Below are 12,116 nucleotides of genomic sequence, written 5' to 3'. Positions count from 1 at the left end.
CGAGGTACACGGATTTGCAATCCGCTGCATAGCCACTCTGCCAACGCGCCTTTGTCCATTCGCATCTGGAAATTTCTTCCCGCTGCGGTATGGGTGGGCATTCTACGGATTCACGTGATCTAGTCAACACTATTTGATAAAAAAAAGTTCGTTCGCTCAAAATCACGGCAAAGACGACATAAATCAACCATTTCGAGCCTTTATTAGGCTGAATTTGGCCGACTAAATAATATTGCGGAAGGTGAGATTAACTCTGGGGCCTTTCATTTTCGCGGTTTTCGGGAGCGTATGCTGCCAATAACTCTGAGTTTTACCTGCCATTATGAGTAAGGAGCCTGATCCTAATTCAAACTCTCGCTTTTCTCCGGTATGAATATGCTTCAACACAAAACGGCGAGCCTCTCCGAACGTGAGTGAAGCAATACTTGGTTCAGCCCCTAATTCAGGTTCATTGTCCTGATGCCATCCCATATAGTCTTGACCATCGCGATAGAGATTTGCCAATACCGAATTAAACACGGTGCCAGAAACGCGCTCACATCTGGATTTTAGTTGTTCGATAAGAGGGGGAAATCGAGCTGGGGAAAGCGCAAGGCCGGAATAGGTATAACCGCAGTCACCAAACCACGCCTGTAAACGCGGTTGTAGCACTTCACGCCCATACATTTTGATTGGGAGTTGTTGCCACGGCAATGTTGAAAGTAACGCATCAAAGAGTGTACTTGCTTCTGATTCATCCACGAAATCAGGCTGCCAGTAAAGTTTGCCATCAGGCAATGAAATCCAACCCGTCTGTTCAAAAAGATCGTTCTGATGCATTTCGCTCAACACTCGCCCTGCAGTTCATCAATACTGTAGCGAAAAGAAGCAGAAACAGCCACGTCTGTTCGCACGGTTCCAAGGCACTCATCAAAAGGACATATCATTTATTGTGCATGGTGATACTAACGCGAAGCCACTAAAGCTTTGCCATTAAAAAGGGAAGCAACGCTCCCCCTTCTCTATGACACACAAAATAACACGCAAAACTAAAGTTATTTCGCCAGAGCGTCTTCCAGTTGTGATTTCCAAATCGCAAGCGCTAGCGCAGGTTTACGCAAGACTTCTGGCGTCGGAATCCAACCTTGTTTGATACGTGAAAACACGTCGAAGCGCCCTGCTTGACCCGCCATTGCTTCTGCAACAACACGTCCAGCAATGTTAGTTAAGCCTACGCCGTGGCCAGTGTAACCATGGGCGGTATATATATCGTTACCCAGATGTGTGATTTCGGGCATGTAGCTGCGCGTCACAGCGAACAATCCGCCCCAATGGTATTCCATTTTCACATCAGACAATTGCGGGAACACTTTGAGCATGCGTTGACGCAAACGTTCCTGACTGTCCGAATACTCACCATTGAACGGATGATTAACACCACCAAACAAAATTCGTCCATCCGCAGTCGGTCGGAGGTAGTCCAAACAATTATTCAGATCCGACATCGCCATCTGATTAGTAATAGGTTGACGGTCTCCAAGCGGTTCAGTCACGGCTATATAAGAGGCAACCGGTAAGACTATAGATTGCGCTTTGCGGTTCAAACCATTGAGGTAGGCATTACAGGCAAGCAAAACCTGTTTGGCTTTTACACTACCCGTGGCGGTTTTAACTGTGTTGATTCCCGCCCCTTTTTCAATCTTGATGACAGGGCTATTTTCGTAAATTTCCGCACCTGAAGAAATTGCCGCTTGTGCAAGGCCAAGGGTGTAATTCAGGGTGTGAACATGCCCACTATTTGGATCGAACAAACCACCAAGATATCGACGCGTGTTCGCCACTTGTTCGATTTTGTCCGTATCCCACCACTGAGCGACAGGATAGTTATAGCGTCCATGTTTCAGCGCATGCCACGATTTCAGTTCTTCTTCTTGGCCTTTGTTCAGCGCCAGTTCGATGTAACCTTGTTGAAAGTCACAATCAATGTTGAACTCTTGGATACGCTCACGAATGATATCGATGGATTCAACGGAAAGATCCCACAGCTGCTTACCCCATTCTGGGCCATAAGTTTCATCAACTTCACGCAGACCAAGGCAATAGCCCACAAGCGCCTGTCCACCATTACGCCCAGAACCGCCAAATGCAATGCGTTGCCCTTCTAGCACAACGACGCTCATTCCCTTCTTACGAAGTTCGATCGCCGCATTCGTACCTGTCAGCCCTCCGCCAATAATGCAAACATCCGCTTGGATATCGTTAGTCAATGTTGGCTGTTCAGGCAATACATTTGCCGTCGCTTGGTAGTAGCTGTCGATATACCCGTTTTCTGTTGCCATCTTGTGACTCAATCCTGCATGAGTAGAAAAAAAAGACGGCGAATAGTCGCACTCCTCCACAGCACTAGCAAGGAGATTTGCTGCCGTTGGTAAGAAACAGAAATTGTTACTTTTTAAACTGATTTCTGATTGACACTGGTGGCAATACTTTTGATGATGCGCGTTCAAATTTCGGCTTGGTATAGCCTTACAGGGAAACACAATGAACCTAAATCTTAAAGGGGTGAAAGCGGCGAGCATCGCACTTACCGCAACTGTATCTTTCGGCGTTTCAGCAAATAACGAAGTACTTAACATCTACAACTGGGCAGAATACATGCCCATGGAAGTCATTGCGGCTTTTGAAAAGGAATACGGTGTTAGGGTTAACTATTCAACGTTTGAAAACAATGAATCCATGTATACCAAGCTAAAATTGCTTAACGGTAAAGGCTACGACCTCGCATTCGCGTCGACGTACTTTATCGAGCGCATGAGCAACGAAGGCATGCTGGCAATAATCGACAAATCTAAAATCCCGCATGTTAAAGACATCATTCCTGGCTTAATGGGTCAGCCTTTCGATAAGAACAACGATTATTCACTGCCATATATTTGGGGCGTCACAGGTATCAGCTACAACGGTGACATCGTTGATGGAAGCAACGTCACTAAATGGACGGATTTGTGGAAGCCTGAGTTTTCCGGTCAAATCATGCTGCTTGATGATGTACGCGACGTGTTTGGCATGGCTTTGAAAGCCAAAGGTTACAGCATCAACACCACCAACGAAGCTGAAATCAAAGAAGCTTTCGAGATGCTAAAAGACCTTCGTCCAAGCGTCGTTGTTTACAATTCAGATGCGCCTCACGTGCCGTTTGTCACGGGCGAAGTAGGCATTGGTCAGCAATGGAACGGCAATGCCTACATGGCCCAAGCTGAAATGGATAACATCGAGTTTGTGTATCCTGAAGAAGGGTCAATTTTGTGGATGGATAACTTCATCATTCCCAAAGGCGCGGAGAAGATAGATCTGGCTCATCAGTTTATTGATTTTCTGTATCGTCCAGAGAACCAAGCAGCCATGGTCGAAGAACTTGGCTACCCTGCTCCAAGTAAACGCGCGAAAGAAAAACTGTCCGCTGAATACACAGAGAACAATGTTATCTTCCCAACGGATAGTGATGTGGAGAAAGGTGAATTCACCAATGACGTTGGCGATGCCGTACGCATTTACAACCGCTACTGGCAACAGCTAAAAAGCTAATCCCCTGGCGTCAGTGACGTCTGGTTACGTAAATAGTGATGCTCAAAGCATGCACGAATAAAAACCGCAGTTTAGGCTGCGGTTTTTGTTTATCTGTATCTGTTTGTCTGCTTCGAGCTACTGCTTATTGAGACTTGAAAAAAAGCAGATGTGCCGCGCTAAGTGATATTGCACACCGGACGATGACTTTAAGTTGATCCGCTGAAATCTTCGCAAAAACTTTGTAGCCAATAAACATGCCCACAAATAATGCAGGCAAACCCACTGCACTGGCTTCGAGCGTTTCCATGTTCACAAGCCCAAGGCTGATCAAACCCACCATCTTAAGTATATTCAGCGTCAAAAACGCCCAAACACGGGTGGCAACGTAAGCGTGTTTTTCCATTTTCTGCTCGAGCAAAAACAACCCCATCAATGGCCCCGCTGCATTGGCAAGCACACCGACAAATCCACAAAGGCCACCAGCAATACCTGCGGCATATCGATGGGAGAATATCGGTAAAGGATGGTAATCAAGCCAAAGTGACAGGCCAAGCAAAGAAAATATGAGCACGCCAAGCATGGTCATAAAGGTGCTCGAATCAATGCTCCCCAATACATAGGTACCAAGCATCACACCAATGGCGCCAAAAGGCAGTAATTTCGCCAGCACACCCCAATTGATATTTTTGCGGTAAGTCATCACAGCAACGAAGTCAGTGAGAAGATATAGCGGGACGATCACCCCAAGTGCTTCAGGCCCAGGGAAGGCCAGCATCATGAGAGGAAGAATAATCAGGCCAAGCCCACCTATGGAGAATTTAGAAAAACCTGTCACCAAACACGCGAGCGAGATAAATAGCCACGACATCTCCATTGTTGTTCCTTTTAATGCCTTCCGTTATGCCAATCAACATCAAATATTGAATGGCTCAACATATAGACGTGGGCGAAATTCGCTATGTTTTGTAATTACTTTTTGAGCGATCAGGAGTAGTCTTGTCGTTCGATCATAGTAGTAATCAGGATAGTTTGGAATGATTGATTTTCGCTCAGATACAGTAACCCAACCGGACCAAAAAATGCGTGATGCCATGGCGAATGCGCCAGTGGGTGACGACGTTTATGGTGATGACCCAACAGTCAACGAATTAGAACGTTGGGCAGCAGAACGACACGGTTTCGAGTCTGCGGTTTTTACATCTTCTGGCACACAAGCAAACTTGCTCGGTATTCTTGCACACTGTGATCGTGGTGACGAATACCTGTGCGGGCAACAAGCACACAATTACAAATATGAAGCAGGTGGTGCAGCTGTGCTTGGTTCTGTCCAGCCTCAGCCTATCGAAAACAACAAAGATGGCACTCTTTGCTTTGAAAAACTGGCATCAGCCGTCAAACCGGACGATGTCCACTTTGCACGCACAACATTGTTGAGTCTTGAAAACACCATCGGCGGAAAAGTTCTCCCGATGAGCTATTTGGCACAAGCACGTGAGTTTGCCAACCAGCACAAGCTTAAGCTGCATTTGGATGGCGCCCGTGTTTATAACGCCTCTGTTGCGCTTGAAGTCGATATCAAAGAAATCAGTCAACATTTCGATTCTATGACCATCTGCCTCTCTAAAGGCTTAGGTGCGCCAATCGGCTCGCTTCTTCTAGGTGATGCGGATTACATTCAGCGCGCGCGTCGTCTGCGTAAAATGGTCGGTGGCGGTATGCGCCAAGCGGGTATTCTTGCGGCGGCGGGCATGATTGCATTGACCGAAAACGTGGAACGTCTCAAAGATGACCATGACAACGCGCGATACCTGTCGGAGAATCTAGGGGCAATTCAGGGTTTCAATACCTTTATCTATCCCGTGCAAACGAACATTGTCTATGCTGATGTTGCGTCTCACATTGATATTCATGCCATTGCGAGCCAACTGAAAGAACACGGTATCTTGGTGTCGCCAGCGCACAAAGCGATGCGTTTTGTTACGCATAAAGACGTAACAAAAGCAGATATCGACAAACTGCTATCAGCCATCGAGCAGCAATTGTAACGCTCTTGATGCGGTAACAATGTATACCCAAACAAGTGACAACAAACTAGAGGCGGTTTTCCGCCTCTAATCATATGTGATGAGGAGACATCCTATGGCTGGAGCTAGCCTGCTTACCTTGCTCGATGACATTGCGACCATCCTTGATGATGTCGCACTCATGAGCAAAATGGCCGTAAAGAAAACGGCGGGTGTCTTGGGTGACGACTTGGCATTGAATGCAGAGCAAGTCTCGGGGGTAAAAGCAGACCGAGAATTGCCTGTGGTTTGGGCGGTCGCCAAAGGGTCCCTTCTCAATAAACTTATTTTGGTACCTGCTGCCCTCGCAATCAGTGCGATCGCCCCGTGGCTTATCACTCCGCTATTGATGCTAGGTGGATTGTTTCTTTGCTTTGAAGGCGCAGAAAAGATTATTCACACCTTTTTCCATAAGAAGGACAAAGATAAAGCACACACACCGCCACCTGAAGATACCGATTTTAACACTGCCACATTAAACGCCGCCGAGTACGAAGCACAAAAGGTCAAAGGTGCCATTCGCACTGATTTTATCTTATCAGCCGAAATTATCGTCATCACCTTAGGCGTCGTTTCCGGCAGTGATTTCCCTACCCAAGTGATCACACTGTTTGGCATCGCCTTTATCATCACGATTGGCGTCTATGGTTTGGTGGCGATCATCGTCAAAATCGACGACGCGGGTTTATACCTGAGCAAAAAAAGCGGCGCAATTGTCCAAGTGATTGGCCGTGGCTTGTTAGGATTCGCTCCAATATTAATGAAGGGCCTCTCTATAGTGGGCACTATTGCGATGTTTTTGGTGGGTGGTGGCATTCTGACACATGGCGTGCATTTACTGTCTGAATGGATCGGTGATGCCGCGCAGGAAACCGCGTTAATCCCTTCATTAGGCAATATCATTTCCGCGGTGCTGCCAACGTTACTTCATGGCCTTATCGGGTTAATCGCAGGTGTGATCGTGGTGGGTATTGTTTCGCTGATCGGCAAACTAAAACCCAGTAAAGCCCATTAAAAAATCAGCAAAATCTCCAATTTCCTGCAGCCATTGCGTAATACTGCGGATTGACGCTGTGGTGACTCGCGCTTAGTTTAAATAGATTATCTAACGTTATGGAGAACACGGATGGCAGCAAAACATGTTTTTATCACCGGTGGCGCAAGCGGTATTGGCTTTGGTATGGCGCAAGGTTTTGCACAGGCGGGTTACCGCGTCACCCTCTCTGATATCAACACCAGCGCACTAAGCGAAGCGGTTGATACGCTCAAGCGCGATTTTGATGCGCCCGTGCACGGCATTACACTCGATGTCACCGATCCCAAGCACATTGCGAGCGCACCCGATCGTGCGGGTGAGCCTGTCGACATACTGATCAACAATGCAGGCATTCAGTTTGTATCGGCATTGGAGACATTTCCAGAAGATAAATGGCGACTGATTATCGACATATTACTCACGGGTCCTGCGATGTTAACCAAGGCTTTTCTGCCGCAAATGTACGAGCAAAATTTTGGACGGATTATCAACGTAGGTTCCATTCACAGCTTAGTCGCCTCCCCCTATAAATCCGCGTATGTGTCGGCTAAACATGGCCTGCTGGGCTTTTCAAAAACCATCGCTCTTGAAAGCGCAGAGCATGACGTCACTATCAATACGCTTTGCCCTTCTTATGTCAAAACACCCTTGGTTGAAAACCAAATCCTCGCACAGGCACAGACTCACCAAATCAGCGAAGAAGACGTCATTAATACCATCATGCTTAAGCCCATGCCCAAAAAAGCATTTATTGCCCTTCGCGAGTTAACCGATACCGCTCTTTTCCTCAGCTCACCAAGTGCCAAAAACATCACAGCACAAGCCATTGCTATCGACGGTGGATGGACGGCGCATTAACTTTCGATAACAAAAAACGCACAACCTAACTATCCAAACGCCATCAGCATGAACGTTTTTTGCGCACTTGTTCACCTTATACAGGCGAATAAAGTGCGCCAGCCCACATTGCCAACACGTCCTCCCTTCTTTATCTCAAAATCAGTAAGTTAACAGCGCTACACTGGTTCTATACAAAGAAATCAGTGTAAGGAGAGCGCTATGACACACTCACCACTAACCAGTGACAAGCTCTATCGCACTTCACAACTCAACCGACTCAACGTTTCTTCTACTAAGCATCTTGAGCCATTGGACGAAATCGTCGGCCAAGATCGGGCACGTCAAGCCGTTGAGTTCGCGATGTCGATTCAAGAAAAGGGCTACAACATCTATGCGGTAGGTCAGAATGGCCTTGGCAAACGCACCATGGTGATGCGTTATCTTGGTCGCCATTGGCAATATAGCCACCCTGTTTACGATTGGTGTTATGTCGCCAACTTTCAGGATTCACGCATGCCAAGCGTACTGCAATTACCTGCAGGCAGGGGCTTGAAACTCAAGAAAGACATTGAGAAGCTCATGGCAAGGCTGAGTAATTCTCTGCCAATGGCCTTCGACAATGAGATGTACTACTCACGCGCCGACATCCTAAAAAATCGCTTAGCCGAGCAGCAAGAAGGCGCGTTGGAAGAACTGAGCGAAAGTGCAAAAACGCAAAACATTAGCCTTTCTATCACGGCCACCGGTGACTATCAGTTCATTGCATTAGACGGTGAAGAGCCGCACACCGAAGAAACCTTTGATGCCTTGCCAGAAAAAGAGCAAGCGCAGTTCGATACCGTGATCCGTGAGCTGGAAGTACAGCTTCGTGGGTTAGTGCGTAAGCTGACCGAATGGGAAGAGCAATACGCCGAGAAGCAGCTCAAACTGGATGAAGAAGTCGCCACAGACGTCGTTTCTCACGTGTTTAAGAAAATTGTCGATGTCTATCAAGATTTGCCTCAGGTGAAAAAATACCTCAAGGCAATGCAAGGTGATATCGTCGAAAATCTCGATATTTTCCTGCAAGAAAGTGAAGAGCAAGCAGGGTTGGCTTATGCCGCACTGGATAAAAAGCTTCCCCGTCGCTACCAAGTCAACGTGTTGGTCGATCAAGATGAAGATGTGCCCCCTATTATCGTTGAAGACAGCCCTACGTATCACAATATTTTCGGTTACGTGGAAAATGCCACTTACAAAGGCACAGTGTTTACTGACTTCTCCTTAATTCGCCCGGGAAGTATCCATCGCGCGAATGGCGGTGTGTTACTTATCGATGCCGTAAAAGTGTTGGAACGCCCTTATGTGTGGGACGGCTTAAAGCGTGCTTTAAGCTCGCGTAAAGTCAGCCTGAGCTCACTGGAACGAGAAATCACCCTCAGTGGCACCATCTCTCTCGAACCAGAGCCGATTCCGCTGAACGTCAAAATCATTCTGTTTGGCGATTACAAAACGTACGCGCTACTACAACATTACGACCCGGAATTCAGCGAACTGTTCCGTGTGACGGCAGACTTTGAAGACGACATGCCGCGAAACGATGACAGCGAACTAAAATACGCAAAGTTCATCTCCAGCATATGCCACGATAATAGCCTCCTGCATTGCGATCAGGGCGCGATTGGTCGCATTATCGAGCACAGTTCTCGTCAATCTGGCGATCAGGACAAACTGTCTCTGCACTCATCAGACATTGCCAACTTACTGCGTGAATCTAACTACCAAGCACGCAGCGGTAAATCCAACCTTATCCGTGCATCTCATGTCGAAAAAGCACTGGCGAGCCGCGATATGCGTGTTAGTCGTCTGCGCGATTACGTGATGGAAGGCTTTACGACAGGCACAACCCTGATAGACACCCACGGGTCGAAAGTCGGCCAAGTGAATGCACTGTCGGTGCTCACTACCAACGATTTCAGTTTTGGCGCACCGAACCGCATTACGGCAACGACATCGTTTGGCGAGGGTGACGTACTGGACATAGAGCGAAGCGTGAAGCTAGGTGGCAATATTCACTCCAAAGGGGTCATGATCCTCACCGCTTATCTTTCGTCATTATTAGGTAAAACAGCAAAAATCCCACTGACTACGCGAATCACGTTTGAGCAATCTTATGGTGGTGTCGATGGTGACAGTGCATCAATGGCGGAGTTCTGTGCCGTGGTTTCTGCCATTTCTGGCGTGCCATTACGACAGGATTTATCCATTACCGGTTCCATGAACCAATTTGGTCAATCGCAGCCCATCGGTGGCGTGAACGAGAAAATCGAAGGCTTCTTCGATGTTTGCACCCTCAAAGGCCCGAAAGCCACTCAAGGTGTGATCATTCCTCGCTCTAACGCGCATAACTTAATGCTACGTAAAGACATCATCCATGCCGTCGAAAAAGGCCAGTTCCACATCTATGTCATTGAGCATGTGAGTGAAGCCATCGAATTGTTCACGGGGATGCCCGCAGGTAAGTTAGATCCAAAAGGCAAGTTCAAATCAGGTACCGTGCTTCACGAAGCGTTCAAGCAACTCGAAGCACTACGAAGTGATGACTAGCTCAACGCTGTCATTAAAATAGCTAAACGCTAACCGAAAAAGAGGCCGACATCATGTCGGCCTCTTTTATTGGATTATCCATCTACCTATATTGTCGTCAGTACAGTGTGATTACCCATAGGCAATTGATGGTAACCAAAGTATCAAATTGGGCCACATCACCAAGACCACCAAGGCAATTAGCTGAAGAATGATAAAGGGTACGACGCCTTTATAGATATCCATCAGCTTCACTTCCGGCGGACACACCCCTTTTAGGTAAAACAAAGCAAACCCAACAGGCGGTGTCAGAAAGCTGGTTTGCAATGCCATCGCAACCAACATCACGAACCATACCAGCTCAGCATTATCCAACCCCGGATACGTACCGATATCCAGATCGAGACCCATCACGACAGGTGCCAGTAATGGCAACACAATCAAGGTGATTTCAATCCAATCGAGAAAGAAGCCGAGCAGGAAAATGACCAATAGAATGAAAGCGACAATGCCATAAGGGCCAAAGGGTAAGGCCTCAAACACTTGCTCGATAAATTCATCCCCACCCAATTCACGAAGCACCAGTGCAAAACACGTTGCACCGATAAATATCGCAAAAATGTACGCCGTGGTTTTGTAGCTATCCAGCAAAACATCTTTCAGCACAGCCAGCGAGAAACGCTTGTAATACATCGCGAGTAAAATCGCACCAAACGCCCCAACACCAGACGCTTCTGTCGGCGTCGCAATACCTGCGAAAATCGACCCCAGTACTGCAATGATCAGTGCAAAGGTTGGCACAATCGCTTTGGCCACATCTTTGATCACCTCCCAATCAGCGCGTTTTGCGTTTTCTGGCAGTGGCGCAGATTGCGGTTTCAACACACCAATCAGGAGCAAATAGACAATGTAGATTGCACCCAGCATCAGACCTGGGAACATCGCGCCCATGAACAAATCACCCACAGACAAGCCAAGCTGATCTGCCATGATCACTAGCATGATCGATGGAGGTAACAAGATCCCCAGAGTTCCCGCAGAAGCAACCGTACCCAGTGCCAAAGGCAAACTGTAACCTTGCTTGATCATGGCCGGTAAAGACATGGTCGCCAGCAATACGACCGACGCACCGATGATCCCTGTTGAAGCCGCAAGGATAATACCAATCGCCATCACGGAGATCGCCAGCCCACCTCGGACACGACCAAACAATGCTTGCATCGCTTGCATCAATCGGTCTGCGACACCGGATCTGTCGAGCATATTCCCCATAAAGATAAACATGGGTAGCGCCACCAATATCCAGTTATCCATGATTTTGAATAAACGGTTAACCACCAAACCCAGCGTGGTGAAATCTAAGCCCGTCCATGTATCAAAATACAGGTCACTGTAGTAACCAATGATGGCAAATGCGACGCCTACCCCGCCCAAGACCCAAGCAACAGGAATGCCGATAAAAAGGAGCAAGATAAAACTACCGAACATCGCCAGAATAAGAATTTCATTTGCTTCCATGCGAGCCTCCCTGACGCAACAAGGCGACAGCGCGAAGTAGCCGAGCAAAACTGGCGAATGCCAACAGCGCAACACTAAATGGAATGGCAGATTTGATTAGCCAGCGCCACGGTAATCCTGACGGTGCATTAGATCGTTCATCGACACGCCATGCTTCATAAACAAAGTCGAGTGAAGGAATGAAAATCACGTAGGCGAATGGCCAAACAAAAAACAGAACGGTGATGATTTCAACCCACGCTTTCTTTCTTGCCGAAAAGCGGTGATAGAAGATATCGACCCTCACATGAGTGCCGGTGATTTCGGCGTAAGACAACCCGAATAAAACGCCAATGGCGTAGAGATGCCATTGCAGTTCTTCTAAGGCAATCTGGCCGTTATTAAAGACCTTACGAAGCACTACCTGCGTGATGATAACCGCAATCAATAACAGATAGCTCCAAGCAAAAGTGCGCCCGACGATACGAACGACTTGCTCAATGCTGTCTGCAAGCGGTGAAGCAGGAAGCGAGTGAGAAGGCTGGGTCATGATGTGCTCCTTCACCCAG

General features: G+C 47.5%; 10 protein-coding genes. 5 read left to right on the top strand and 5 right to left on the bottom strand.

Annotated elements, in window-relative coordinates; genetic code table 11:
- Positions 1-222 precede the first annotated feature (222 nt).
- Positions 223-819 (bottom strand): alpha-ketoglutarate-dependent dioxygenase AlkB, encoded by a 597-nt coding sequence (locus ACED36_RS20285; protein ID WP_371733768.1) that lies wholly within the window; start codon positions 817-819, stop codon positions 223-225.
- 215 nt (positions 820-1,034) lie between these two features.
- Entirely contained in the window at positions 1,035-2,318 is a 1,284-nt protein-coding gene (locus ACED36_RS20280; protein WP_017004906.1) for an FAD-binding oxidoreductase, read from the bottom strand.
- A gap of 202 nt (positions 2,319-2,520) precedes the next feature.
- Between ACED36_RS20280 and ACED36_RS20275 the strand changes: the two genes are divergently transcribed.
- The gene (locus tag ACED36_RS20275; protein WP_371733767.1) at positions 2,521-3,564 is read left to right on the top strand and encodes a PotD/PotF family extracellular solute-binding protein; all 1,044 of its coding nucleotides are present in this window, start codon (positions 2,521-2,523) and stop codon (positions 3,562-3,564) included.
- 124 nt (positions 3,565-3,688) lie between these two features.
- On the opposite strand, the gene ACED36_RS20270 is transcribed toward ACED36_RS20275, so the two are convergent.
- Positions 3,689-4,420 carry a sulfite exporter TauE/SafE family protein gene (locus ACED36_RS20270; protein WP_017004903.1) on the bottom strand — a complete coding sequence of 244 codons (732 nt, stop codon included), beginning with the start codon at positions 4,418-4,420 and terminating at the stop codon, positions 3,689-3,691.
- Between the two features lie 160 nt (positions 4,421-4,580).
- Between ACED36_RS20270 and ltaE the strand changes: the two genes are divergently transcribed.
- From ltaE to ACED36_RS20250, 4 genes are all read left to right on the top strand, one after another.
- On the top strand, positions 4,581-5,591 hold the full coding sequence (gene ltaE, locus ACED36_RS20265; RefSeq protein WP_016958887.1) for a low-specificity L-threonine aldolase: 1,011 nt from the start codon (positions 4,581-4,583) through the stop codon (positions 5,589-5,591).
- A 94-nt stretch (positions 5,592-5,685) separates the two neighbouring features.
- Positions 5,686-6,624: a DUF808 domain-containing protein gene (locus ACED36_RS20260; RefSeq protein WP_016958888.1), complete on the top strand. Its 939-nt coding sequence runs from the start codon at positions 5,686-5,688 to the stop codon at positions 6,622-6,624.
- A gap of 111 nt (positions 6,625-6,735) precedes the next feature.
- The gene (locus ACED36_RS20255; protein WP_016958889.1) at positions 6,736-7,503 is read left to right on the top strand and encodes a 3-hydroxybutyrate dehydrogenase; all 768 of its coding nucleotides are present in this window, start codon (positions 6,736-6,738) and stop codon (positions 7,501-7,503) included.
- 201 nt (positions 7,504-7,704) lie between these two features.
- A complete protein-coding gene (locus tag ACED36_RS20250) occupies positions 7,705-10,071 on the top strand; it encodes a Lon protease family protein (protein ID WP_016958890.1) in 2,367 nt (788 codons plus the stop codon).
- A 111-nt stretch (positions 10,072-10,182) separates the two neighbouring features.
- On the opposite strand, the gene ACED36_RS20245 is transcribed toward ACED36_RS20250, so the two are convergent.
- Positions 10,183-11,568, bottom strand: coding sequence for a TRAP transporter large permease subunit (locus tag ACED36_RS20245; protein ID WP_016958891.1), 1,386 nt, complete (start codon positions 11,566-11,568; stop codon positions 10,183-10,185).
- Positions 11,555-12,097, bottom strand: a complete 543-nt coding sequence (locus ACED36_RS20240) for a TRAP transporter small permease subunit (RefSeq protein WP_016958892.1) — start codon at positions 12,095-12,097, stop codon at positions 11,555-11,557. Before ACED36_RS20240 ends, ACED36_RS20245 begins: the two co-directional genes overlap by 14 nt.
- Positions 12,098-12,116 lie beyond the last annotated feature (19 nt).

The organism is Enterovibrio sp. FF113, from assembly GCF_041439165.1.
Lineage (GTDB): Bacteria > Pseudomonadota > Gammaproteobacteria > Enterobacterales > Vibrionaceae > Enterovibrio > Enterovibrio norvegicus_A.
This window is presented reverse-complemented; position numbering and strand designations above follow the sequence as displayed.

What these genes read in the sequence shown, in the direction of transcription:
- ACED36_RS20280 (WP_017004906.1), bottom strand. Translation starts at nt 2,318, where the DNA reads ATGGCAACAGAAAACGGGTATATCGACAGCTACTACCAAGCGACGGCA.
- ACED36_RS20240 (WP_016958892.1), bottom strand. Translation starts at nt 12,097, where the DNA reads ATGACCCAGCCTTCTCACTCGCTTCCTGCTTCACCGCTTGCAGACAGC.
- ACED36_RS20245 (WP_016958891.1), bottom strand. Translation starts at nt 11,568, where the DNA reads ATGGAAGCAAATGAAATTCTTATTCTGGCGATGTTCGGTAGTTTTATC.
- ACED36_RS20255 (WP_016958889.1), top strand. Translation starts at nt 6,736, where the DNA reads ATGGCAGCAAAACATGTTTTTATCACCGGTGGCGCAAGCGGTATTGGC.
- ACED36_RS20270 (WP_017004903.1), bottom strand. Translation starts at nt 4,420, where the DNA reads ATGGAGATGTCGTGGCTATTTATCTCGCTCGCGTGTTTGGTGACAGGT.
- ACED36_RS20275 (WP_371733767.1), top strand. Translation starts at nt 2,521, where the DNA reads ATGAACCTAAATCTTAAAGGGGTGAAAGCGGCGAGCATCGCACTTACC.
- ltaE (WP_016958887.1), top strand. Translation starts at nt 4,581, where the DNA reads ATGATTGATTTTCGCTCAGATACAGTAACCCAACCGGACCAAAAAATG.
- ACED36_RS20285 (WP_371733768.1), bottom strand. Translation starts at nt 819, where the DNA reads ATGCATCAGAACGATCTTTTTGAACAGACGGGTTGGATTTCATTGCCT.
- ACED36_RS20260 (WP_016958888.1), top strand. Translation starts at nt 5,686, where the DNA reads ATGGCTGGAGCTAGCCTGCTTACCTTGCTCGATGACATTGCGACCATC.
- ACED36_RS20250 (WP_016958890.1), top strand. Translation starts at nt 7,705, where the DNA reads ATGACACACTCACCACTAACCAGTGACAAGCTCTATCGCACTTCACAA.